The following is a 21,870-nucleotide window of genomic DNA, read 5'->3' on the forward strand; positions in this document are numbered from 1 at the left end:
CCACCAGCCCCACCCGGACCGGATCCATGCCGTTTCCTCCTTTGACGCCTCCGACTTCGAGGTCTCCGATGAGCCTATGGGGGCCCACGGCGTTCCCCGGCCACGGACCTCGCCGCCCTGCGGGAGAAGATGGAAGGACCATGGACGAGATGCTGCTGCTACGACACGGGGAGACGGAGTGGTCGCGCGACGGCCGCCACACCGGGCGTACCGACGTGCCCCTCACCGCGAGGGGCCAGGGGCAGGCGCGGGCGCTCGCGCCGCTGGTCGCGGGGCGGGCGTTCGCCGCCGTCCTGGTCAGCCCGGCCCAGCGGGCCCGGGCCACCGCGGACCTTGCGGGCCTCACCGGCTATGAGGTAGAGCCCGACCTATGGGAGTGGGATTACGGAGGATACGAGGGCATCACGACGCCGCAGATCCGCCGGTCGCACCCCGGCTGGTACCTCTGGCGGGACGGCGTGATCCCCGGCGACGCCGACCACCCCGGCGAGTCCGCGGCCCAGGTGGGCGAACGCGCCGACAAGGTGATCGCCCGCGCCCGCGCGGCGGAGGGCGCGGTGGCCGTGGTCGCGCACGGCCACGTACTGCGAGTGCTGGCGGCCCGGTGGCTGGGCCTGCCGCCCGGGGACGGGCGGATGTTCAAGCTCGACACCGGCACCTACAGCGAACTCGGATACGAACACGAAAAGCCGGTAATCCTCCAGTGGAACTCGCGCGTCTAATCTCGTCGGGCGGTCGTGTGGAAGGAGGGCGCCGCGTGGGCTACGGCACCCGGGATATCCGCACGGGAGGGTCTTCGCGGGCGCGCGACATGACGGGCGCGCCGACGCCATCAGGTGTGCGCCGGGCAGTGCTCATCCGGGCTCATCCGGCCGCCCGCGCATGGCGGGATACCGCACCCGGACGGCCGCTTCCACGGCCGGTGGCGGGCGTCGTTCGCGATGTCCCCGCCTCCGGTGACGCGGATGGCCGCATGCGTCGTCCGCCGGGCGTCCGTCAGGCGTCCACCGTCGGACGCACGGTCATCCGGCCGAGCATGCCCCGATTCCCGGTCGCCGGAACCGGTGGTGAGCCGGTGTCCGCCCGCCGGGCAAGACCACCCCGTAACGCATCTAGCGCGCCGATCTCCTTCGGCCGGTGCGCCGGATGTGAGAAACGGCGTTACACGAGAAGGCTGTCGAACTCGCCGTCCTTGACCCCCAGGACCAGCGCCCGCATCTCCTCGCGCGTGTAGATCAGCGCGGGGCCCTGCGGGAACCTGGAGTTGCGGACCGCGACGCTTCCGTCCGGAAGCTTGGCCAGCTCGACGCAGTTGCCGGTCGAATTGCTCCGCCGGGACTTGCGCCAGCTCACGTCGATCAGGTCATGTGCGGGCATGCCGTTGTAGGTGTGGTTCATTTATATCTCTCTGAGAAGTTCGCCGAGGATCTCGGCAGTGCCCCCAGGAGTGGTGCTTTCCACGCACAACTGCTCCATGGCGGTGAGGTACGGGTCAACGTCCTCACGTTTGTCCAGGTAGAGGGCACCCCAGAGCTGCTCGACGTAAACGACGTCCGAAAGATCGGACTCGGGAAACCGCAGAATGCTGAACGCGCCACCCTCGGCTGCGTGCATGCCGAACCTGAAGGGCATCACCTGGATGGTGATGTTGGGGAGGGTGGCGACCTCCAGCAGGTGATGGAGCTGCTCGCGCATGGTCGCCGGCCCGCCGATGGGCCGCTTCAGCGCCGCCTCGTCGATGACGGCCCACAACCGGGGGCCGTCCTTCCTGGTGAAGCGTTCTTGCCGCTGCATGCGCAGATGCACACGTCGCTCGATGTCCTGTGCCGAATCGTCGGGATATCCCAGTTGGACGACGGTTCGCGCGTACGACGTCGTCTGCAGCAGGCCGGGAACGAACTGCACCTCGTAGGTGCGTATGACGCTCGCCGCCTCCTCCAGCCCGACGTAGGTGTTGAACCAGCCGGGCAGCACGTCACCGTATTTGTGCCACCAACCTGGCGTGTTGGCCTCGCGGACCATCTCCAGCAGGCTCCGCCGCTCGGCGTCGTCGAGCACGCCGTACAACGTGAGCAGGTCTTCTACGTCACGCGTCTTGAATCCGACCCGGCCGAGTTCCATGCGGCTGATCTTGGATTCCGAGGCCCGGATGTGAAACCCGGCCGCCTCACGGGTGAGCCCTCTGCTCTCGCGCAGCCGGCGCAGGCTCGCGCCGAGCATGATGCGACGAACAGTGGAACCGGTTCCCGGCGGATCCATCGACACGTGCTGCTCCTAGGTCGTTTTACTCATTCACAGTGTGTCACTTTTGCGGGCGGTTGGATCTGCCCGCGATCAAGTTCCTCCTTTGCTTTAGAAGTACTGGTTCAGGGGTAACGGTAGCGGTTGCATGTCCCGGATGCACGTGCATCCGCTCTTGCACATGCACGCTAGTTTGCATCATCATGATCCTGTGCAGTCCGCTCATACCGGCCATACCGGAGCTGTGCGCGCGTCCGGTCACCCGACCGCGCCCGGCTGGTGGCCGCCCGCAGGCTGGTGGCCCGACGCCGCGCGAGACCTGGTGACCGGCCTCTCGCCGGCGGCGACGGCCAGCGCCACGTTCGTTCTGCCGCCCAACGCGGTCTCCGTGCACAGCTCGCGCAGCTTCGCCACGGGCACCCTCACCGGCTGGGGCCTGCCCTCGCTGTGTGAGGACATCTCGCTCATCGTCTCCGAACTGACCACCAACGCCCTGCGGCACGGCCTTCGGCTGGCGCCGGGCGAGTACTCCCGGCGCGTCCAAGAGATCCGCCTGTCGCTGGTCCGCCGGGGCCCCATGGTCACCTGCGCCATCTCCGACCCCGAGGCCAGCGGCCCGGTGCTGCGCCACCCCGGGCCGCTGGAGCCCGGCGGGCTCGGCCTGCACATCGTGGAGTCGCTGAGCGCGCGGTGGGGCTGGTCGCCGCTGCCGCCGTACGGGAAGATCGTCTGGGCCGTCATCGGCGGATAGCCGGCAGCCGCCAGGCGGCACGGCGACGCCGCGACGCCCGGCGCGCTCATCTCGCCGCGCGGAGCGGGCCTCGATGCCGCGCGGCCCACACAACGCGTTCCATTGTGGGCGGCTCTCCCCCGTCAGGCATCTGATCTGCATTACCGTGGTTGCCTACGGCCCTCGGTTAGTCCCGCGCGCGACCCCCAAAGAGAGCTGAGAGATGGACGATCACCTGCTCGGCTGGCTGAAGACCCTTGACGAAGACAGGCTCGCCCGCGTCCTTGCCAACCGGCCCGACGCCCTCGCCGCCCCCTGGCCGCGCCGCCTGGACACGCTGGCGCAGCGGCTGGGCAACGGTATCGCGATGACGGAGGCGGTCCGCGGCCTGCCGCTGCCCTGCCTGGAGATCGCGCAGGCGTGCCTGGTGATCGGCGGCTCTCCCACGGTGGCCGGGCTGGCCGCGCTGCTCGCCGTACCCGAGGACGACGTGCGCCCCTGGCTGGACCGGCTGCACGAGCACGCCCTGGCCTGGCCGGACGACGAGGGCCGGGTGCGCCTGGCCCCCGCGCTGGCCCGCTGGTGGCCCGCGCCGTGCGGCCTCGGCGAGCCGCTGGCCCACTACCTCAACTCCTGGACGATCAGCGCGGACGCGCTGCGCGCCCTGGCGAAGAACCTCGGCGTGCCCTCCCACGGCCCCAAGCGGCGGGCCGCGCTGCGGGTGGCCGAGATCCTGTCCGACCCCGCGCAGGTGGCAGCGCTGCTGGCCGAGGCCCCGCAGGGCGCGCGCGGGCTGGCGGAGGAGTTCGCCTGGGAGGGCCCGGTACGCGACGTGGACGGCGGGCTGTTCGTCGTGCCCGGATCGGCGGAGAAATGGGCGGCCGACCACGGCCTGCTGTTCCGGCCGAGCTGGAACGTCGCGGAGATGCCGCGCGAGGTCGCGCTGGCCGTACGCGGGCCCGGCTGGCACCCGCCGCTGACCGCCGTCCCGCCCGACCTCGCCACGCTGCCGGTCGATCCCGAGGAGGTCGATCACCTGATGGCGCTGGCGGCCCCGCACGTGGTCGAGCGCTGCGCGGCACTGCTGGACAACACCGCCAAGACGCCGCTGCCGCTGCTGAAGAGCGGCGGGGTGGGCGTGCGCGAGGTGCGCAGGGTCGCCAAGGAGACCTCCTGCGACGAGGACGAGACCCGGCTGCTGCTGGAGATCTGCGCCGTGGCCAGGCTGCTGGCCTGGGACGAGGCGGCGGGCGGGCTGGTGCCCACCGAGCGCTTCGACCACTGGCGGCTGGACGACGGCGCGACCCGGCTGCGCGCGCTGCTGGCCGCCTGGTGGCGGATGGAGCGCTCCTCACTGCGCAAGGTCAACGGCAAGTACGCGACGGTCCTCGGCGACGACCCGGCCGGGACGATGATCGCCCGCATCCGCCGTGCGGTGCTCGGCGTGCTCGCCGGGCTGCCCGACGCCACCGCGCACGCCGACCGCGCGGGGCTGGTACGGCACGTGGGCTGGCACGCTCCCACCCTGGACCCCGCGCTGCTGGCCGAGATCGCCCCGGCCGTGCTGGACGAGGCCAGGCTGCTCGGCCTGATCGCCCACGACGCGCTCACCGACCTCGGCCGGGCGCTCGCCGCGCTGGACCTGGTGGCCGGCGCCGAGCACGACGACCACGCCCCGGCCGTGGAGCACGACCCCGCGCTGGTCGAGTGCTCCACCCGGGCGCTGGCCGGCGTACGCCGCAGCGCGCTGTTCGGAGCCGACCTGACGGCCGTGGTCACCGGCCCGCCCTCGGCGGAGCTGGCCGCGCTGCTCGACCGCGCCGCCGACCGGGAGTCACGCGGCGCGGCGGCGGCCTCGGTCTGGCGTTTCTCCCCGCAGAGCGTGCGCAGGGCGCTCGACGCGGGCGACACCCCGGACGGCCTGCTCGATGACCTCGCGGCCGTGGGCACGGTACCTCAGCCGCTCAGCTACCTCGTCCACGACGTGGCGCGGCGGCACGGCGAGGTGACCGTGACCAGCGTCACCTGCATCGTGCAGGCGTCCGATCCGGCCCTGCTCGCCGAGATCGCCGCCAACCGGCGGCTGTCCCGGCTCGGCCTGCGCGCCCTGGCCCCCACCGTGCTGGCCGGTTCGGCCCCCGCCGACCGCACCCTGGCGGCGCTGCGCGAGGCGGGGTACGCGCCGGTGCCGATCGACGACACCGGCGAGATCACGATCCGCCGCGCCAAGATCGAAGAACCTCGGGGCGGGCGGCTCATCCTGCTGCCCGGCGGGCAGGTCGCCGAGCTGGAGGCCCCGCCGGGCGACATCGCCGAGCCGCCGCCCGACCCCCGCGAGCACGCCAGGCGACTGCTCGGCGCGGCCGGTACCGAGCCCCGCCCGGGCGGGCGCACCTGGGCCGTCATCGGCCGCGGCGCCACCCGCCTGCCCACCGCGCAGCAGTCGCTGCTCGGATTCGTGGTGGACCGCGGGGTGCGCGCGGCGATCACGCTGACCGGCGGCCTGACCGCCACCATCAGCCACGGCGAGCTGCGCAGCGGCGTCCTCGACGCCTGGTGTGAGGAGGCGGGCGACTATCTGGAGTTCCCGCTGGCCGAGATCGTCGAGGTCCGCGGCGCGCACCTTCCCGGCTAGACGAGCTTCTTCGACTTGGTGAGGGCCGCGACCAGCTCTTCGAGCACCCCCGCGTGGCCGAGGTAGCTGAACCGCTCCTCCGCCCGCCACGGGAACGTCTGGCCCGCCGCGACCGCGGGCAGCTTGGCGAACGTCGGCTTCTGCTTCATCTCCGCCAGGGTCATCGACCGCGCGCGGTCGTCACAAAGGATCACGTCCGCCGCGTACTTGTCGGCGTTCTCCCAACTGATCGTCTCGAAGAAGCCCCCGGCGTCGGGCTTTTCCGGCACGACCACGTCCAGCCCGATCGACGTCATGTAGGTGACGCCCGCGTGATCCGAGGGAACGACCACCCACATGCTGTCCGGGCCGCCCGACATGATGAGCACCTTCAGCTTCTTCTCCCCGGCCAGTTCGGTCAGCTTGGCCGACGCGGCCTCGAACCTGGACTTGGCGGCCACCACGGCGGGAGCGCCGAGATCGGCGCCGAGGGAGGCGGCCAGCTCCGCGTACCTGCCGATGATCTCGTCGAGCGGCGGGCCGGAGATCCGCACGCCGACGGTGGGCGCCACGCTCTCGATGGCCGCCGCCGACTTCTTCGGCACGTACCACAGCTCGTCCTTCACATACATCCCGCTGATCAGCAGCTCCGGCCGCAGCGAAGCGTACTTCTCGACGTTGAACTCGTCGAACACGTTGCCGAGCGATTCGACCTTGGTGATGTCCACCTCGCCGACCTGCGGGTCGCGCCCGCCGTCCTTGAGCCGGTGCGGGCCGAAGACGGCGATCGGGCGGCCACCGGGGCGATCATCGCGACGGTCGCCGGAGGGGCGACGGCGATGATTGCGGGCGGCGCGCTGGCCGGCAGCGCGCTCGCCGCGGTCTGCGTCTACGTACTGGCCTACCGGCGCGGCGTCCACGGCTACCGGCTGGTGCTCGTGGGCATCGGCGTGAACGCCATCCTGCTCGCGGTCAACTCCTACCTGCTCACCCGCGCCAACATCAACGACGCGGCGACGGCCGCGGCATGGCTGACCGGCAGCCTGGGCGGGCGCGGCCGGGAGCACGCCGTGCCCGTCGCGCTCGCCCTGGCGGTACTGCTGCCGCTGTGCGTGCCGTTGTCGCGGCCCATGCGGATGATGGAGATGGGCGACGACGCCGCCGCCGCGATGGGCATCAAGGTGCAGCGCGTCCGCGGCTGCGCGATGGCCGTCGCGGTGGCGCTGTGCGGCGTGGCGACGGCCGCGGCGGGCCCGGTGGCGTTCGTCGCGCTCACCGCGCCCCAACTGGCCCGCCGCCTGACCCGCTCCCCCGGCGTCACGCTGGTGGCGTCGCGCTGATGGGCGCGGTGCTGCTGGTGCTCGCCGACTTCGCGGCGCAGCGCGTGCTCGCGCCGGTCCAGCTCCCGGTCGGCGTGCTCACCGCCGCACTCGGTGGTGGCTACCTGGTCCTGCTCCTGCGGAAGGAACGACGTTGAGCATCGATGGCACCGGCCCGCGCCTGCACGGCAGCGACCTCACCCTCGGGTACGGCGAGCGTGAGATCGCCACGAACCTGGAGATCACCATCCCGGACCGGTCGTTCACCGTGATCATCGGTCCCAACGCGTGCGGCAAGTCCACCACGCTGCGTGCTCTGGCCCGCATGCTCAAACCGCGCACCGGGGCCGTCTACCTGGACGGCAGCGTGATCACCTCGCTGCCGTCGAAGGAGGTGGCCAGGCGGCTCGGGCTGCTGCCGCAAAGCTCGATCGTGCCGGACGGGATCACCGTCGCCGACCTGGTCTCCCGCGGGCGCTACCCGCACCAGCGGCTGATGCGCCAGTGGTCGCGCGAGGACGAGGCGGCGGTCAACGCGGCGATGGCCGCCACGCACGTGGCCGACCTGGCCGACCGCCCGGTGGACGAACTGTCCGGCGGGCAGCGCCAGCGGGTGTGGCTGGCCATGGCCCTCGCCCAGGAGACGCCGATCCTGCTGCTGGACGAACCGACCACCTTCCTGGACGTCGCCCACCAGATCGAGGTCCTGGACCTCTGCGCCGACCTGCACGAACAGGGCCACACGCTGGTCGCGGTACTGCACGACCTGAACCAGGCGTGCCGCTACGCCACCCACCTGATCGTGATGCGCGACGGCCAGATCATCGCGGAGGGCGATCCCGCACGGATCGTCACCGCCGACCTGGTGGCCGAGGTCTTCGAGCTGCGCTGCGAGATCATCGAAGACCCGCAGAGCCGTACCCCGCTGATCGTCCCCGAGTCGCGCCGGCGCAGCCCCGCCCCCGCCACGAGCGGCTGACGGCGCTGGACCCTCGATCCGCCCAAGAGAGCGCTTTCCGCAATTGTGGTCGCACGGATGCATAGACTTCCCCTGTGGCTGACCCGAAGTTCGAGATCCAGATGCTGCACGACCGCGTGATGATCAAAACGGTCGGCGAGGCGGAAGAACGCCGCAGCACCTCTGGAATCGTCATCCCCGCGACGGTGAAGATGGCCAACCGGCTCGCCTGGGGCGAGGTGTGCGGGGTGGGGGTCAACGCGCGCTCGGTCAAGGTCGGTGACAAGGTGCTGTTCAATCCCGAAGAACAGTACGAGGTCGAGGTCCATGGGCAGCTCTACCTGGTGATGCGCGAGCGTGACCTGCACGCCGTGGCCACCCCGCAGACCGACCACGGCACCGGCCTGTACCTCTGAGCCCCACCTCCTCGCGCCCAGGGTGAACCGGGTGCGGTTCAAGCGTTGGCCATGTGGTGTGTCCTCGCCGGGGGACGGCCCGCCCGCGCGCATAGCCTGACCCGGGTTTTGTGACTTCTGTCGATGAGGGCAGGTCGAGGGGCATATGGGCGCGACGATGGCGCAGGCCGTCCTGCGGGCGGCGGACGGCGCGCGGGTGACGGTGGACCTGCCGGAGCAGGCGGGCGGGCTGGAGTGGTACGGCCACACGCGGATGGCCGGGCCGCGGCTGCTGCGCGCCTACGACCTAGCGCCCGCCGGGCAGCACAAGGTGATCCCCGGCAAGATCCTCCCGGGGGCGCGGCGCGAGGTACGCGGGCGCAGGGGGTATGACCTCGTGCTCTATGAGGCCGCGGACCGGTCGCGCAGTTGCCTGGTCTGGGCGGGCCCCTACCACGAGGCCACGACCTGGTTCGGCGGTCCCGCGCCGCGTCCCGCCGTCCTCGACGAGCTGACGACGTCGGTCCTCTTCCGCGACTCGCGGCAGGGCGCCACGCTGACCCCGCGCCGCACGGCCGGTCCCGGCATACGCCAGTACGGCACGTTCGTGGTCGGCATGGGCGACCGGCTGGTCGTCATGATCCGGGACGCCAAGGCGGCGAAGGACGGACTGCCCGAATGGCGCGGCGCACGGCTCGGCGAGGCGGAGGTGTGGAAAGAGCGGCTGGATCTCGACCCGGCCACACGCGCCGCCCTGGCCGGCACGCCGTTCGAGTGGCGCTACGTCTACGCCACCGGCACCGCCGCCTACACCGTCGTCTTCCCCACCCGCCCCGGCCGCGACGAAACCCGCGGCCAGGCGACCGGCGCCGCCGTGGACACCGTCCTCACCACCATCCGGGTCCGGTGGTCCGCATGACCGCCGCGCATGCTCTTGGACGAGGTGGGCGGTGAACGTCGGGACGGCGCTGGCGTTGTGCTCGATGGGGGTGTCGGCGTTCGCGGTGCTCGCCGTCGGGGCCGTCTATGCGCGGTTGCGGGGCCTGGAGCGGGCCGAGGGCGCTGGCGATGCCGCACGGCTCGCGCCCGCCGGGCTGTCACCCGCCGGAGGGCAGGCGGTCTCGCTCGTCGTCCTGCTGGACGGCGGCTGCGCGCTGTGCCCCGGGCTGTGGCGGCAGGCCCGCGCGTTCACCGCCGACCGGCCGGACGTCCGGCTGGTCGGCCTGGTGGCCGCGGAGGAGGCCGCGCGGCGCCTCGCCGACCCTGGCGGGCCGGGCGAGTGCGCGCCGCTGGCCGACCCCGGCGCGTGGGCGGAGATGTACGAGGGCTACACGCCCTGCCTCTACCTGGTCCGCGCGAACGGCGTCATCGCCCACCGGGCCTTCGTCTACGCCGACACCGACGTCCCCGCCCTTCTCACGCGGGCCCTGCCCGCGCCGGCCGTACCCGCGAACCAAGGAGGACGCGCATGAGCACGCACCTCACCGCCACCATCCCGGAGATCAGCCCGAACGGCGGCCCCGGAGGGCCGGACGAGGGCCGGGAACCCAGCCGGATCCGGGCGCTCATCGGCGGGCCGCCGATCTCGCGCGCCACCCTGTTGCGCGGCCTGGCCGTCGCCGCCCTCGCGGCCACGCTCGCGCCGTTCGACTGGTACCTGACCCGCCGCGCGGCGCGCGCCTCCCGGGGACCGTCCTCGGAGTGGACCTCCGGCGACTGCAAGGACGCCTACCCGGACGGGTACTCCGCCTCGGATGCGAACTGGTTCTCCGGGCCCGCCGCCTGCTACGGCGGCTGGCGGATCGGCTCCTACCCCTGCAACGACGCCAACTGGCACTTCGAGGGCTCCCGCGCCGACTCCGACGTCGGCGAGGAGTACACCGCCCACCGGACCGACTCCTTCTGCGGCTCCCGGGACACCAGGACCGCCTGGCGCTGGACCTCGGGCGACGACCTCTACCGCTGCTCCGACGCGATGACCACCGTGACCTGGCGCGACGGCACCCGCTACCGGGGCCTGACCATCGCCATGTGCGAACTGTGACCGCGGGTACGGCCGCGCGGCGCACGATGCTGCGCCCGGAGACGCTGGCCGTGCCGATCGCGGGCGGAGCCTGGGCGCTGGCCGGTCTGGACGCGCCCGCCCTGGTCATGTTCCTCTGGGCGGGGCTCAACGCCGGATACGCCAACTCGGGCAGCACGTGAAGCCACAACTCGGCGTTCCTGCTGAGCGCGCCGGTCTGGCGCGGACCCGCCGCCCTGGCCTGCTTCGGCCTCGGCCTCCTGGCCGGGGCGTGCAGCGTCGCCGCCTGCGCCGTCGCCGTGGGCGGGGTGCTCCAGGCGCTGCTGCCCGGCCCGCTGCGACCGGCCCTGCTCGCACCGGCCGCGGCGGCGGTGCTGCTCCGCGAGGCGGGGGTGCTGCGGTTCGCCGTACCGGAGAACCGGCGGCTGGTACCCGAGCACGTGGTGCTGCGCGGGCCGGTCGCGGGGGCGCTGCAGTTCGGGTTCGAGATGGGCACCGGGATGCGGACCTACTCGCCCTCGGCGCTCCCCCACCTGCTGCTGGCCGCGCTGCTGCTGGCCGTCCCCCCTGCGGGGGCGCTCGCCGCCGCGACCGGATTCGCCGCCGCCCGCTGGGCCGCGGCCGCCGCCACCGTGGCCCACGACGGTTCCACCCGAGGCGGAAGCTGGGACGCACGCTGGCGGACCGCCCACCGCCCACTCGCGCTCGCGACCGCCCTGGCCACGGTCATCTCACTGGCCTGCGGAATCAGTGGAGGGTGACGTGATGGGCGATGTGGCACGGGTGGTGGTGGTGCATGACGCGGCTTGCGGGGGGTGCTCGGCGATCGCGGTACGGCTGGCCGGGGTGCTGGGCGTGCCGGTCGTGATCCGGTCGTGCCGGGACCCCGGGCTGGCGGCGGAGTACCCGCTGCCGCCTCGGACGGGGTGTGGCGCGCCGCTCGCCGTCGCGATCGGGCGAAGCGGGCGGGTGCGCGTCTGGCGGGGCCTCGCGTTGCCGCTGCGGATGGCGGGCCTGGTCGCTCCGGGCCGCCGGGGCGCGGCGCTCCGCCTGGCCGGGCATGCCCTGCGGCGGCATCTGCGCCGCAGGAGAGGCCGTTGAGCGCCGCGTGGCCCGGTGCGCGGTGGGGTACGAAACGGCCCGTGACACGTCCCCCGCGACAGGGAGGTACCGATGCTCCGCTTGACGCACTACGCCCAGGGCGGCGGCTGCGCCTGCAAGATCCCGGCCGGTGAACTCGAAGCCGTGCTGGCCGGGCTGGCCGGGTTGACCGGGGGGACGCCGCAGGGCGACCTGCTGGTGGGCCTGGACACCGGCGACGACGCCGCCGTGGTGCGGATCTCGGCGGGACAGGCCGTGGTGAGCACCGCCGACTTCTTCACGCCGGTCGTGGACGACCCCTACGACTGGGGACGCGTGGCCGCCGCCAACGCGCTGTCCGACGTGTACGCGATGGGCGGCCGGCCGCTGGTCGCGCTGAACCTGCTGTGCTGGCCGCGCGAGGGCCCGCCGTACGACGTGGCCGGCGAGGTGCTGCGCGGCGGGGCCGACATCGCCGCCAAGGCGGGCTGCCACCTGGCGGGCGGCCACAGCGTGCACGGCCCCGAGCCGCTGTACGGCATGGCGGTCACCGGCCTGGCCGACCCCGATCGCCTGATGCGCAACGACGCCGGACGCCCGGGCCTGCCGCTGTCCCTGACCAAGCCGATCGGCTCGGGCGTGCTGAACAACAGGCACAAGGCCACCGGCGAGACCTTCCCCCAGGCGGTGGAGGTGATGACCGCGCTCAACGCCGACGCCGCCGCCCTGGCCACAGCGGCCGGCGTGCGCTGCGCCACCGACGTGACCGGCTTCGGGCTGCTCGGCCACCTGTACAAACTGGCCCGCGCCTCGGGTGTCACCGCCGAAATCGACGCCGCCGCCGTACCGGTCATCGAGGGGGCCTGGGAGGCGATCCGCGACGGCTACGTGCCGGGCGGATCGCGGCGCAATCTGGAGTGGGTGGCGCCGCACCTCGATCCGGGCGACGCCGGCGAGCACCTGCTGCTCCTGCTCGCCGACGCCCAGACCTCAGGCGGGCTGCTCATCGCCGGGGAGATCCCCGGCGCGCCGGTCATCGGCCGGCTGACGCCGCGCGGCGAGCATCCGGTCGTGATCCGCGGCACGGCGGCTCACCTGCGCGTGTAGGACAGGTAGATGTCGTCGTTCTTCCACGCGGAGGAGGTGATGTCGGCGAGCACCCGGGTGGTCTTGCCGTTCAGGTCTGTGACGACCGAACGGTAGGCCCCGTCGTTCTTGTAGACCATCATGAGGTGGGATTCGTCCCACCAGCCCCACAGGTGCTCCGGCTCCACCGCGAGCCGCTTGACGACCTTGCCGGTGCCGCGGGCCGCCACGCACACGGGCTCCCGGTATCTCTTCGGGCACCAGGTCAGCAACCGCTTGCCGGAGGGGGAGAACACGTCGTCACCGGACGCGGTGACGCCCACGTCGAGGGTGCGGCGCGGCTTCCCGTCCAGCCCGTACTCCAGGAGCTTGCCCTCCTGCACGATGTAGACGCTGCGCGCGTCGGGGCTCCACTCGAAGCTGTGGTCCTTGAGCGGCTTGGGCAGCCTGGCCTCGCTGTGCGTGCCGGCCGCCACGTCGATCACGGAGAAGCCGTGGGTGAGCCACTTCTTGCCGACCTTGCGCTGCGTGGTGCCCAAGATCTTGCGCCCGTCGCGGGACCAGTAGAGCGCCGCGGTGATGAAGGGCTTCTTGACGGTCCTGATGTACTTGGCCGTCCCGGTGGCCCGGTCGATGATGGCCACCTGGTCATAGCCGCTGCTCGCGTACTTGTCGCGCAGCCCGGCCGCCCGCGCGCCGCCGGGCGAGACCGTGATCTCGGTGTAGCCGGACTTCTTGGCGAACGCGTCGCCGCCCTTGCCGCGCAGGTAGACGTCGTCGCCCACCATGTAGGCGGTGACCAGCAGGCGGTCGGTGGACTTCTCATGCAGGACGACTCCCGTGCCGGGGAGCTCGACCTCCGTGTCTTCGGCGGCCTGGGCCACCGCGGCGGGGGTCAGCGACGCGGACAACGCCAGGCAACCCGCCACCACGCCAGTACGGATCGATAATCTCACGCGGGCATCCTAAGCCCCGCGAGCGACAAATCCTTAAGCCATTCCAAAATAGGACAATGCCATTCGGACGACATCAATCCCCAAGCTGAGTTTCAGGCCCAGCCAGACGATGGCCCCGGCGGCGAGCAGGGTGACCGCGAGGATGAGAATGCGGACCGTCCAGCCCTGCCGCTTGAGCCAGTCGGTCCACGCGGCCAGCGTGCGCTTGCCGAACTGCAGCACCCGAAGCGCCCACACGAACTCGGTGGCCAGTACCGCGAACCCGGCGAAGACGACCAGCCAGCCGGGCCCCGGGAAGGGCACCATGACCAGGCCGCCGATCACCAGGAGCGCCCCGACCACGCCGACGCCGATCTTCAGCGCCAGGCTGCCGCCGGGCGTGGCCCGGATGCCCTCGCGCCAGCCGCGCAGCCCGGAACGCCGCGCGGCGCCCTCCTTCACGGCGTCGGCGTCGCCGACCTCCACACCCGCCCGCCGACCATCCGTGGTCGCCGGACCGCCCGGAGATTCCGGGGCACCGCCGCCTGAGACCGCCACCTGACCCCCTCATAATGTCCTGTCATTTCACAGGATATTGGGAGTGTCCGCATTAACGGGTCAGGGGACCAGGAAGCGGTGGTCGCGCACGTCGGTGACGGCCATGTGGCCGGGCAGGTGCCCGATGGCGAACGGCACCCCGCTCGCCATCACCGCGGCCTGCGGGGTCACCCCGCACGCCCAGAACATCGGGACCTCACCGGGCCGCACCTCCACCGGATCGCCGAAATCGGGCCTGCCGAGGTCGGTCACCCCGATCTCGGCGGGGTCGCCCACATGGACTGGGGCCCCGTGGACCGCCGGGTAGCGCGCGGTGATCCGGACCGCCTCGGCCACCAGCGACGCGGGGACCGGCCGCATCGACACCACCAGCGGCCCGGCCAGCGCCCCCGCGGGCCGGCACTTCAGCGAGGTGACGAACATCGGCACGTTCGTGCCGGCCGCAAGGTGCCGTACCGGGACGCCCGCCTGGACCAGCGCGTCCTCGAAGGTGAAGCTGCATCCGATCAGGAAGGCCACCAGGTCCTCCCGCCACAGGCCGGTCACCTCGGCCGGCTCGGCGACCGGCTCGCCGTTCTCGTAGACGCGGTAGCCGGGCAGGTCGGTGCGCAGGTCGCCGCCGAAGATCTCGGTACCGAAGGCCCCCGGGTCGCCCACGTCGAGCACCGGGCAGGCCTTGGGGTTGCGCTGCCCGAACAGCAGCAGGTCGTAGGCGAGGGAACGGGGCACGGCGAGCAGGTTGGCCTGCGTCCAGCCACGGCACCACCCGGCGGTGGGCGTGCGAAGCCCGCCCCGGAACAGCTCACGTGCCCTGGCCGGTGCGAGCGCGCCGGGGTCGGCAGGGGTCATCGATCCTCCCGGGATCGCCGGAGTCTCCCTCCATGATCGCCCAGGACCGTCCGGAGGATCCAGGGCCGGGGGGTCAGTATTCGAGGCCCCAGTCGTGCGGGCCCAGTGCGAAGCCCTCGCCCTTCTGGTTCAGCCAGCCGTTCTCCACCAGCCGCACCAGGCGCTGCCGTACCTCGTGCTCGGGCTGCCCGGTCATCTGGGCCACGTCGGGCACGTGGGCGATCCGGCCGTCCACCGCGAGCGAGCAGACCGCCTCGTACACGGTGGTGTCGGCGTCGGTGAGCGCCTGGACGTCATGCAGGCTCCTCGGCGGCGAATGCGGCGAATGCGGCGCATGTCTAGACACGTTGTCGCGCTCCTTCCCTCAGGCGTTCCGGGTCGATCTCCCGCTCGGGGTGGCGGCGCAGGTACTCGGCCTCCAGCTCCCTGGTGCGGACCGTGTGGTGGTCGAGGGCGTCGTCGGATCCGTGCCGCAGCGTCTCGGTGCGCGTCACGTGGACGTGGCGCAGCTCGCGGAGCAGGTCTTCTTCCGGGAGTACCCGAGGATCTATACCCATTGTCATAGTTCTCGCTTACCCACCAGAGACCCGGCGTCACCTGGAATAGGGCCGGGCATGCTCTGAGTTGTGCCCGACGTGAGCGACGAGATCAGGGGCATCGCCAAGGGCGATGCCGAAGTTCCGCTGTCGGTGCTGGACCTCGCGACCGTGAGCGCCGGCCACACCCCCGCAGAGGCGCTGCGCACGAGCACCGAGCTCGCCTGCAACGCGGAGCGCTGGGGCTACCACCGGCTGTGGGTGGCCGAGCACCATGGCATGCCCGGCGTGGCGAGTTCCTCCCCCGCGGTGCTCATCGCCCACCTGGCCGCGCACACCAGCTCGATCAGGCTCGGCTCGGGCGGGGTGATGCTGCCCAACCACGCCCCGCTGATCATCGCCGAGCAGTTCGGCATGCTGCACGCGCTGCACCCCGGCCGCATCGACCTGGGCCTCGGCCGCGCCCCGGGCACCGACGGGGCGACCGCGGCGGCGCTGCGCCGCGGCGACGCCGACCGGTTCCCGCAGGAGGTCAGCGAGCTGGTGTCGTTCCTGGACGGCTCCTTCGAGCCCGGCCACCGCTTCGAGCGCATCCTGGCGGTGCCGCGCGACCCGGCGGGCCGGCCGCCGGTCTGGCTGCTCGGCTCCAGCGGGTTCAGCGCGCAACTGGCGGGGCTGCTCGGGCTGCCGTTCGCGTTCGCCCACCACTTCAGCGCCGCCAACACCGAGCCGGCGCTGGCCCTGTACCGCTCGGCGTTCCAGCCGTCGGCCGTGCTGGACCGGCCGTACGCGATGATCGGGGTGAGCGCGGTCGCGGCCGACACCGCCCGCGAGGCGCACCGGCTGGCCCGTACCGGGGGCCTGGCCATGCTGCGGCTGCGCCGTGGCACGCCCTCGCCGGTGCCCACTCCGGAGGAGGCCGAGGAGTACCCCTACTCCATGGTCGAGGAGGAGTTCCTGGACTCCTGGCTGTCCAATGTCGTGTACGGCGAGCCGGACGCCGTCCGGGCCGGGCTGTCAGAGCTGTGCGAGCGGACCGGCGTGGACGAGCTGATGATCACTGCGACGATGCACGGCGGCGAGAATCGTATACGCTCGTATGAGTTGATCGCCAAAGCGTACAAGATGACCGATTAGCGAAGTTAGACCTGATTTAGGAACGTTCCGACTCAGAATCGTCAAACTTCGTGACATTTTCTCATTGGCAGGGGGACGTCCGGGCCATACCGTTCGGCTATGGATCTGGAGCTCCGCCACCTCAGGATAGTTCGTGCCGTCGCGGAAGCAGGCAGCGTATCCAAGGCCGCAACCGTGCTCGGCCTGGCCCAACCCGCCCTGACCGCCCAGCTCAAGCGCATCGAGCGCGCGCTCGGGGGCGCCCTGTTCGAGCGTGACCACACCGGGGCGCGGCCCACCGCGTTAGGGGAGCTGGTGCTCACCCGTGCCAGGGTGCTGTTGCCGGCCGCCCGCCAGCTACAGGAGGAGGCCGCCCGGTTCGCGAGGTTCGCCGACAACGCCGACGGTGAACAGCAGCGCTACCGCATCGGCGCGACCAACAGCCCCATCCTGGGCGGCCTGGTGGACCGGCTGGCCGCGGCGCATCCCAACGCCAGCGTCAGCACACACACCTCCTGGTCGGCCAACGAGCTGTCAGAGATGCTGATGGTGGGCCGGCTCGACTTCGCCGTCGTCGGGGTCTGCGGAGACAGTTCTCCACCGTCCGGCGAGAACCTTTCCTGGCGGGCGGTGGCCCTGGACGCGGTGTGCATCCTGCTCGGCGAGAACCACCCGCTGGCGGGCGAGCCGGAGGTCGAACTGGGCGCGCTCGCCCAGGAGAACTGGGCCGTCGCGCCCGGGGACGGCTGCTTCGCCGACTGCTTCGCCGCGGCCTGCGCACGGGCCGGTTTCACCCCCCGCACGATCTACGAGACCGACGTGGCGACCTGCGTCCACCTGGCCCAGCTCGGCCGGGCCGTCGCACTGTGCCAGGCGACGTTCCGGCTGACCCCGGGCGTCACCCTGCTGCCCATCGTGGGCGCGCCGCTGCGCTGGCGGCAGGTGCTCGGCTGGCACCCGGAGTCGCCCGCCGCCGAGGCCGCCCCCGCCCTCGTGGTACACGCCAAGGCCGCCCACATGGACGCGGTACGCCGCAGTCAGCGCTATCTGAACTGGCTCGGCGCCCACCCGGGATTCGGGACCATGCCCTAGCCCATATCCGAAGGCCATAACATCCAGCCCTCATGGCCACAACATCTATCACCCCGGTGCATATGCCGGCGTTATGGAAAACACCCCGGCACCCTGAGCGATTCATCCTACCTGGAAAGCGTCCGTTCATCCCGGGCGCGATGAGCGCCCCGGTACCGCTCACCCCGCATGGCGGACCCGGCCCGGGTTGGGTCCGGCGGCCCATGGGCGCTCCGCCGCGCGGACGCTGCCCGCGACGGCCCGGCCCCGGCCGCCGAACCGCCGCGGGCGCGAGGCCGAGCGGCGCTCCAGTGCGGGCATCACTCGGGCCGTGACTCCGTAATGACATCGGTTTTCCGGGGAAACGCCCGCGTTACGGATGCGCGTTACCTAGCCGCCCGCGGCCCCGACCACCCCAATGCCCCGCAAGGGGGGCGAACAGCTCTTACCAGGAGTTATCGGTATAGTTAGGGCGCGATCGCATCAGATCGGTTGTGCCGCGACGCCGACCACGCCGACCGGCCGTTCTCCGGCCGCCAGGTGCAGCCCCCGCCCACCGGCGAGGAGCCCCTGGCGTGCTCGTAACCGGATCTACCAGGGAAAATTCGCACTTCAGCCCCCTGGCCGCCGATTCTTCACCCGGCGGATGCGCGCCGTTCATTCGCCTCACGAATACGGTCATCAGAAAAACGCGCTTAACACCCGTCCCCCACCTCCATAGCGTTGGCCTGGCCACGACATACGAGGTGCCTGGGGGCCATGGTGCGTGCTGACGCTCTGTCTCGTCGTAAGATCCTCCAACGCAGCGCGGGAGTGGGCGGCGCCCTCGCGCTGGGTCCGTTACTGAGCCCCGCCGCCGAAGCCGCCGCCGCGGCGCACGCCGTCCCCGCCGGGGCCGCCGCCGCCAAGGACCTCTACCGGGCCATCGGCGTACGCCCGCTGATCAACGCGCGCGGCACGTTCACGATCCTCAGCGGTTCGCTGATGCTGCCCCAGGTGCGGGAGGCGATCGACCAGGCGTCCCGGCAGTACGTCCACCTGGACGAGCTGGCCGACGCCGTGGGCAGGCGCCTGGCCGAGCTGACCAAGGCGGAGTTCGGGCTGGTCAGCTCGGGGTGCGCGGCCGCTATGACGCACGCCACCGCGGCCTGCGTCGCCGGCGGCAACCCCGACCTGCACGTGCGCATCCCCGACCTCACCGGCTTCCAGAAGACCGAGGTGATCATCCCCAAGCACTCCCGCAACGTCTACGAGGCGGCGATCAGCGCGGTCGGGGTGAAGATCGTGGAGGTCTCCACCCGCCAGGAGCTGGAGGCGGCGATCGGGCCGCAGACCGCGCTGGTCTACATAATGGCCGGGCCGCGCGTGGACAAGAGCGAGCTCAACACCAAGGTCATCGCCGAGGTGGCCAAGCCGCGCGGCGTGCCGGTCCTGGTGGACGCGGCGGCGGAGATCCTGACCATCCCCAACGTCCACCTGGGCCACGGCGCCGACCTGGTCGCCTACAGCGGCGGCAAGGCCATCCGAGGCCCGCAGTCGGCCGGGCTGCTGCTCGGCCGCGAGGACCTGGTCCGGGCGGCCTGGGTGCACAGCGCCCCGCACCACGGCTTCGCCCGCGGCTTCAAGGTCGGCAAGGAAGAGGCCATGGGCATGCTCATGGCGGTGGAGATGTGGGTGCGGCGCGACCACGACGCCGAGTACGCCCGCTGGGAGTCCTGGCTCCGGTACATCGCCCGCCGGGTCTCCTCCGTCCAGGGCGTGACCACCGAGGTCGTGCAGCCCGAGGGCCTGTCCAACCGGACGCCGTCGCTGCGCATCCTGTGGGAGGAGAAGCGGCTCGGCGTGTCCGGCAAGACCGTGATGGACACCCTCTACGCGGACGAGCCGCGGATCGCCCTGAACCAGACGGGCGGCTCGGGCAGGACCGGCGTGTCGATCACGCCGTACATGCTCTCCCCCGGCGACGAGAAGGCCATCGCCCGGCGGCTGGTGGAGGTGCTGCGCGACCCGCCGGCCCCGCCGGAGCCGCCGAAGCCGCCATCGGTCCAGGTCGGCGGCACCTGGGCGGTGAAGATCCAGTACCTGGCCGGCAGCTCCACCGCGCACCGGCTGCAACTCACCCAGAGCGGCGACAAGGTGACCGGCTCCCACACCGGGGAGTTCGTCACCCGGGAGCTGACCGGCACCGTGAGCGGCGACACCGTACGGCTGCGCAGCGTGTACCCCGAGTCGCACGGCGACGCCCTCGACTTCACCTTCACCGGCACCGTGGCGGGCGGCTCCATGCGCGGCGACCTCGACATGGGCGAGTACCTCAAGGCCACCTGGACGGCCACCCGTGCGGGCTGACCCCGCCCGCCATCCGACCCCCCGAACCCATCGCGACACCGAAGAACCCCAGCACGCCCGAGCGGCGTGGAAGAAGGAGGAAGCGTGACCTCGAACCGCCGGGACTTCATGCGCAGCGCGCCGGCCGTGGCCGCGGTCGCCGCCGTGCCGGTCCTCGCCACCGCCACCGCCGCCGCGGCCGACGACGTGGAGGCGGCCGGCCGCGGGCACGGCCACAAGCCCCGTAAGGAGGTCCACTGGCCGGGCGGCCAGCCGCCCAAGGACCCGCTGTTCAGCCCGGTCGTCACCTACGGCGACCTGGTGTTCCTCTCCGGGATCGGCGCGCACTTCCCCGGTGACATCCGCGCGCACACCGACCATGTGCTGAAGGAGCTGAAGCGCAACCTCGAAGCGGTCGGCTCCTCCATGGAGAAGGTCCTCAAGGTGAACGTCTACCTGAACGACCTCGCCGACTACGACGGGATGAACGAGGTGTTCAAGGGCCGGTTCGGCGCCAAGCCCGGCGTGCGCACCACCATCGCCGCCAAGTCCGGCATCCCGGGCGACTCGCTCGTCGAGATCGACTGCATCGCGGTCAGATGAGCACGGACGGGACGAGATGGACATGAGACATCGATCGCGCACGCCGGGGTCCCTCCTCGGCCGCGCCGTACTTCCGGCGCTGCTCACCCTGGTCGCCGGTACGGCGGGCGCGGCCCCGCCGGCGCACGCCGAGGCCGCCTACGACCTCGTGATCCGCCAGGGTCACGTGATCGACCCCAAGAACGGGATCGACGCGGTCACGGACGTCGCCGTCAAGGACGGCAAGGTCGCCAAGGTCGGAGCGGGCATCGACCCGGCCCAGGCGACACGGACCGTGGACGCGTCGGGCAAGTACGTCACGCCCGGCATCATCGACCTGCACGCCCACATGTTCACCGGCAGGAACGACGCCTACGCGTCGGGCGTGCTGGCCGTCGCCCCCGACGGCTTCACCTTCCGGGCCGGGGTGACCACCGCGGTGGACACCGGCTCGGCGGGCTGGAAGAACTTCGGCGAGTTCAAGAAGTACGTGATCGACAAGTCCAAGACCCGGGTGCTGGCCTTCCTCAACATCGTGGGCAAGGGGATGGCCGGCGGGAGGTACGAACAGAATCTGAACGACATGCGGGCCGGGCCCGCCGCGCGGACGGCGAAGAAGTACCCGGGGGTGATCGTCGGCATCAAGACCGCCCACTACGAGGGCATGGACTGGAAGCCGGTGGAACGCTCGGTGAGCGCCGGAGAGCAGGCGAACATCCCGGTGATGGTGGACTTCGGCAGCAATCGCCCCGAACGCCCGCTGGCGCAGTTGCTCACCGAGAAGCTGCGGCCGGGTGACATCTACACCCACGCCTACTCCGGCAACCGCGGCGAACTCGGCGAGGACGGCAAGCTCAACCCGGGCATGTGGGCCGGCCGCAAGCGCGGCGTGCTGTTCGACGTCGGGCACGGCGGCGGCAGCTTCGCCTGGAAGGTGGCGGTGCCGGGGATGAAGGAGGGCTTCACCCCGGACACGCTCTCCACCGACCTGCACGTGACCAGCATGAACTCCGGCATGAAGGACATGGCCAACGTCATGTCGAAGTTCCTCGTCCTCGGCATGCCGCTCAAGGACGTGGTGGCGGCCTCCACCTGGAAGTCCGCCCAGTCGGTCAAGCGCGCCGACCTCGGCCATCTGTCGGTGGGCGCGCCCGCCGACATCGCGGTCTTCTCCCTGGACAAGGGCGCGTTCGGCTACACCGACAGCTTCGGGTTCAAGCTCACCGGAGACCAGAAGCTCACCTGTGAGCTGACGGTCCGCGCCGGTGAGGTGGTCTGGGACCTGAACGGGATGACCGCCAAGCCGTGGGCCCCCGGCCTGGGCGGCGGAGAGGAGCACGAGCACTGAACCGGCTCCCGCGGGAGCGGTCCGGCGGCGCGGACGCCAGGGGCGAGGCCCCCGGCGTCCGCGCCGCCGTTTCACAAGCCGCTTTCACGAGCCGGTTTCAC

Annotated in this window: 28 protein-coding genes; 19 read left to right on the top strand and 9 right to left on the bottom strand. The window is 71.9% G+C overall.

Features of this window, described 5'->3' with window-relative positions:
- Positions 1-140 precede the first annotated feature (140 nt).
- The gene (locus C1I98_RS03130) at positions 141-722 is read left to right on the top strand and encodes a histidine phosphatase family protein (RefSeq protein WP_111165536.1); all 582 of its coding nucleotides are present in this window, start codon (positions 141-143) and stop codon (positions 720-722) included.
- Between the two features lie 439 nt (positions 723-1,161).
- On the opposite strand, the gene C1I98_RS03135 is transcribed toward C1I98_RS03130, so the two are convergent.
- Both C1I98_RS03135 and C1I98_RS03140 read right to left on the bottom strand, forming a co-directional pair.
- Positions 1,162-1,398, bottom strand: a complete 237-nt coding sequence (locus tag C1I98_RS03135) for a DUF397 domain-containing protein (protein WP_111165537.1) — start codon at positions 1,396-1,398, stop codon at positions 1,162-1,164.
- Positions 1,399-2,259 carry a Sco1979 family transcriptional regulator gene (locus tag C1I98_RS03140; protein ID WP_497844036.1) on the bottom strand — a complete coding sequence of 287 codons (861 nt, stop codon included), beginning with the start codon at positions 2,257-2,259 and terminating at the stop codon, positions 1,399-1,401.
- A gap of 226 nt (positions 2,260-2,485) precedes the next feature.
- On the opposite strand from C1I98_RS03140, the gene C1I98_RS03145 reads away from it, so the two are divergent.
- Together C1I98_RS03145 and C1I98_RS03150 are read left to right on the top strand one after the other, a co-directional pair.
- Complete coding sequence (locus C1I98_RS03145) at positions 2,486-2,992, top strand: ATP-binding protein (protein WP_233507107.1); 507 nt, start codon at positions 2,486-2,488, stop codon at positions 2,990-2,992.
- Positions 2,993-3,194: 202 nt separating this feature from the next.
- Positions 3,195-5,606, top strand: coding sequence for a helicase-associated domain-containing protein (locus tag C1I98_RS03150; RefSeq protein WP_111165539.1), 2,412 nt, complete (start codon positions 3,195-3,197; stop codon positions 5,604-5,606).
- On the opposite strand, the gene C1I98_RS03155 is transcribed toward C1I98_RS03150, so the two are convergent.
- A complete protein-coding gene (locus tag C1I98_RS03155; RefSeq protein WP_199536692.1) occupies positions 5,603-6,313 on the bottom strand; it encodes an ABC transporter substrate-binding protein in 711 nt (236 codons plus the stop codon). The genes C1I98_RS03150 and C1I98_RS03155 overlap by 4 nt on opposite strands.
- Before the next feature lie 39 nt (positions 6,314-6,352).
- Between C1I98_RS03155 and C1I98_RS03160 the strand changes: the two genes are divergently transcribed.
- The 11 genes from C1I98_RS03160 (at position 6,353) to selD (ending at position 12,467) form a co-directional block, all read left to right on the top strand.
- On the top strand, positions 6,353-6,925 hold the full coding sequence (locus C1I98_RS03160; protein ID WP_199536693.1) for a FecCD family ABC transporter permease: 573 nt from the start codon (positions 6,353-6,355) through the stop codon (positions 6,923-6,925).
- Positions 6,925-7,062, top strand: a complete 138-nt coding sequence (locus tag C1I98_RS44885; protein WP_199536694.1) for an iron chelate uptake ABC transporter family permease subunit — start codon at positions 6,925-6,927, stop codon at positions 7,060-7,062. Before C1I98_RS03160 ends, C1I98_RS44885 begins: the two co-directional genes overlap by 1 nt.
- Entirely contained in the window at positions 7,059-7,883 is an 825-nt protein-coding gene (locus C1I98_RS03165) for an ABC transporter ATP-binding protein (protein ID WP_233507109.1), read from the top strand. Before C1I98_RS44885 ends, C1I98_RS03165 begins: the two co-directional genes overlap by 4 nt.
- A 74-nt stretch (positions 7,884-7,957) precedes the next feature.
- Positions 7,958-8,278 carry a GroES family chaperonin gene (locus C1I98_RS03170; protein ID WP_111165541.1) on the top strand — a complete coding sequence of 107 codons (321 nt, stop codon included), beginning with the start codon at positions 7,958-7,960 and terminating at the stop codon, positions 8,276-8,278.
- Positions 8,279-8,423: 145 nt separating this feature from the next.
- The gene (locus C1I98_RS03175) at positions 8,424-9,176 is read left to right on the top strand and encodes a hypothetical protein (RefSeq protein ID WP_111165542.1); all 753 of its coding nucleotides are present in this window, start codon (positions 8,424-8,426) and stop codon (positions 9,174-9,176) included.
- Between the two features lie 31 nt (positions 9,177-9,207).
- The gene (locus C1I98_RS41125; RefSeq protein ID WP_158557891.1) at positions 9,208-9,729 is read left to right on the top strand and encodes a hypothetical protein; all 522 of its coding nucleotides are present in this window, start codon (positions 9,208-9,210) and stop codon (positions 9,727-9,729) included.
- Positions 9,726-10,301, top strand: coding sequence for a hypothetical protein (locus C1I98_RS03185; RefSeq protein ID WP_111165544.1), 576 nt, complete (start codon positions 9,726-9,728; stop codon positions 10,299-10,301). The genes C1I98_RS41125 and C1I98_RS03185 overlap by 4 nt, the downstream gene beginning before the upstream one ends.
- Positions 10,289-10,462, top strand: a complete 174-nt coding sequence (locus C1I98_RS41130; protein WP_158557892.1) for a hypothetical protein — start codon at positions 10,289-10,291, stop codon at positions 10,460-10,462. Before C1I98_RS03185 ends, C1I98_RS41130 begins: the two co-directional genes overlap by 13 nt.
- A 117-nt stretch (positions 10,463-10,579) precedes the next feature.
- Positions 10,580-11,041: a hypothetical protein gene (locus C1I98_RS03190; RefSeq protein ID WP_111165545.1), complete on the top strand. Its 462-nt coding sequence runs from the start codon at positions 10,580-10,582 to the stop codon at positions 11,039-11,041.
- 4 nt (positions 11,042-11,045) lie between these two features.
- On the top strand, positions 11,046-11,381 hold the full coding sequence (locus C1I98_RS03195; RefSeq protein ID WP_146607261.1) for a hypothetical protein: 336 nt from the start codon (positions 11,046-11,048) through the stop codon (positions 11,379-11,381).
- Positions 11,382-11,453: 72 nt separating this feature from the next.
- The gene (gene selD, locus C1I98_RS03200) at positions 11,454-12,467 is read left to right on the top strand and encodes a selenide, water dikinase SelD (RefSeq protein ID WP_111165547.1); all 1,014 of its coding nucleotides are present in this window, start codon (positions 11,454-11,456) and stop codon (positions 12,465-12,467) included.
- Here the strand turns inward: selD and C1I98_RS03205 are convergent.
- From C1I98_RS03205 to C1I98_RS03225, 5 genes are all read right to left on the bottom strand, one after another.
- Positions 12,452-13,402: a hypothetical protein gene (locus tag C1I98_RS03205; RefSeq protein ID WP_146607262.1), complete on the bottom strand. Its 951-nt coding sequence runs from the start codon at positions 13,400-13,402 to the stop codon at positions 12,452-12,454. The genes selD and C1I98_RS03205 overlap by 16 nt on opposite strands.
- Before the next feature lie 33 nt (positions 13,403-13,435).
- Complete coding sequence (locus tag C1I98_RS03210; RefSeq protein WP_233507114.1) at positions 13,436-13,939, bottom strand: TIGR02611 family protein; 504 nt, start codon at positions 13,937-13,939, stop codon at positions 13,436-13,438.
- A gap of 60 nt (positions 13,940-13,999) precedes the next feature.
- Positions 14,000-14,788: a putative hydro-lyase gene (locus C1I98_RS03215; RefSeq protein WP_111165550.1), complete on the bottom strand. Its 789-nt coding sequence runs from the start codon at positions 14,786-14,788 to the stop codon at positions 14,000-14,002.
- A 73-nt stretch (positions 14,789-14,861) separates the two neighbouring features.
- Positions 14,862-15,134, bottom strand: coding sequence for a hypothetical protein (locus C1I98_RS03220; RefSeq protein WP_146607263.1), 273 nt, complete (start codon positions 15,132-15,134; stop codon positions 14,862-14,864).
- Positions 15,127-15,345, bottom strand: coding sequence for a DUF6158 family protein (locus C1I98_RS03225; RefSeq protein WP_233507115.1), 219 nt, complete (start codon positions 15,343-15,345; stop codon positions 15,127-15,129). Before C1I98_RS03225 ends, C1I98_RS03220 begins: the two co-directional genes overlap by 8 nt.
- A gap of 69 nt (positions 15,346-15,414) precedes the next feature.
- On the opposite strand from C1I98_RS03225, the gene C1I98_RS03230 reads away from it, so the two are divergent.
- Positions 15,415-16,461, top strand: a complete 1,047-nt coding sequence (locus C1I98_RS03230; protein WP_233507117.1) for an LLM class flavin-dependent oxidoreductase — start codon at positions 15,415-15,417, stop codon at positions 16,459-16,461.
- Positions 16,462-16,560: 99 nt separating this feature from the next.
- On the top strand, positions 16,561-17,532 hold the full coding sequence (locus C1I98_RS03235; RefSeq protein WP_111165553.1) for a LysR family transcriptional regulator: 972 nt from the start codon (positions 16,561-16,563) through the stop codon (positions 17,530-17,532).
- Positions 17,533-17,691: 159 nt separating this feature from the next.
- Here C1I98_RS03235 and C1I98_RS41135 read toward each other — a convergent pair whose 3' ends face one another.
- On the bottom strand, positions 17,692-17,832 hold the full coding sequence (locus C1I98_RS41135) for a hypothetical protein (RefSeq protein WP_158557893.1): 141 nt from the start codon (positions 17,830-17,832) through the stop codon (positions 17,692-17,694).
- 438 nt (positions 17,833-18,270) lie between these two features.
- On the opposite strand from C1I98_RS41135, the gene C1I98_RS03240 reads away from it, so the two are divergent.
- From C1I98_RS03240 to C1I98_RS03250, 3 genes are all read left to right on the top strand, one after another.
- Complete coding sequence (locus C1I98_RS03240; protein ID WP_199536695.1) at positions 18,271-19,860, top strand: aminotransferase class V-fold PLP-dependent enzyme; 1,590 nt, start codon at positions 18,271-18,273, stop codon at positions 19,858-19,860.
- Positions 19,861-19,944: 84 nt separating this feature from the next.
- Entirely contained in the window at positions 19,945-20,442 is a 498-nt protein-coding gene (locus tag C1I98_RS03245) for a RidA family protein (RefSeq protein WP_111165554.1), read from the top strand.
- Positions 20,443-20,464: 22 nt separating this feature from the next.
- On the top strand, positions 20,465-21,769 hold the full coding sequence (locus C1I98_RS03250; protein WP_111165576.1) for an amidohydrolase/deacetylase family metallohydrolase: 1,305 nt from the start codon (positions 20,465-20,467) through the stop codon (positions 21,767-21,769).
- The last annotated feature ends 101 nt before the right edge of the window (positions 21,770-21,870 follow it).

Source organism: Spongiactinospora gelatinilytica, assembly GCF_003236385.1.
Classification (GTDB): domain Bacteria; phylum Actinomycetota; class Actinomycetes; order Streptosporangiales; family Streptosporangiaceae; genus Spongiactinospora; species Spongiactinospora gelatinilytica.

Coding starts and splice junctions, on each gene's coding strand:
- C1I98_RS03175 (WP_111165542.1), top strand. CDS start 8,424: ATGGGCGCGACGATGGCGCAGGCCGTCCTGCGGGCGGCGGACGGCGCG.
- C1I98_RS03185 (WP_111165544.1), top strand. CDS start 9,726: ATGAGCACGCACCTCACCGCCACCATCCCGGAGATCAGCCCGAACGGC.
- C1I98_RS41135 (WP_158557893.1), bottom strand. CDS start 17,832: ATGCCCGCACTGGAGCGCCGCTCGGCCTCGCGCCCGCGGCGGTTCGGC.
- C1I98_RS03195 (WP_146607261.1), top strand. CDS start 11,046: ATGGGCGATGTGGCACGGGTGGTGGTGGTGCATGACGCGGCTTGCGGG.
- C1I98_RS03250 (WP_111165576.1), top strand. CDS start 20,465: ATGAGACATCGATCGCGCACGCCGGGGTCCCTCCTCGGCCGCGCCGTA.
- C1I98_RS44885 (WP_199536694.1), top strand. CDS start 6,925: ATGGGCGCGGTGCTGCTGGTGCTCGCCGACTTCGCGGCGCAGCGCGTG.
- C1I98_RS03135 (WP_111165537.1), bottom strand. CDS start 1,398: ATGAACCACACCTACAACGGCATGCCCGCACATGACCTGATCGACGTG.
- C1I98_RS03215 (WP_111165550.1), bottom strand. CDS start 14,788: ATGACCCCTGCCGACCCCGGCGCGCTCGCACCGGCCAGGGCACGTGAG.
- C1I98_RS03140 (WP_497844036.1), bottom strand. CDS start 2,259: ATGGATCCGCCGGGAACCGGTTCCACTGTTCGTCGCATCATGCTCGGC.
- C1I98_RS03150 (WP_111165539.1), top strand. CDS start 3,195: ATGGACGATCACCTGCTCGGCTGGCTGAAGACCCTTGACGAAGACAGG.
- C1I98_RS03130 (WP_111165536.1), top strand. CDS start 141: ATGGACGAGATGCTGCTGCTACGACACGGGGAGACGGAGTGGTCGCGC.
- selD (WP_111165547.1), top strand. CDS start 11,454: ATGCTCCGCTTGACGCACTACGCCCAGGGCGGCGGCTGCGCCTGCAAG.
- C1I98_RS03240 (WP_199536695.1), top strand. CDS start 18,271: ATGGTGCGTGCTGACGCTCTGTCTCGTCGTAAGATCCTCCAACGCAGC.
- C1I98_RS03225 (WP_233507115.1), bottom strand. CDS start 15,345: ATGGGTATAGATCCTCGGGTACTCCCGGAAGAAGACCTGCTCCGCGAG.
- C1I98_RS03235 (WP_111165553.1), top strand. CDS start 16,561: ATGGATCTGGAGCTCCGCCACCTCAGGATAGTTCGTGCCGTCGCGGAA.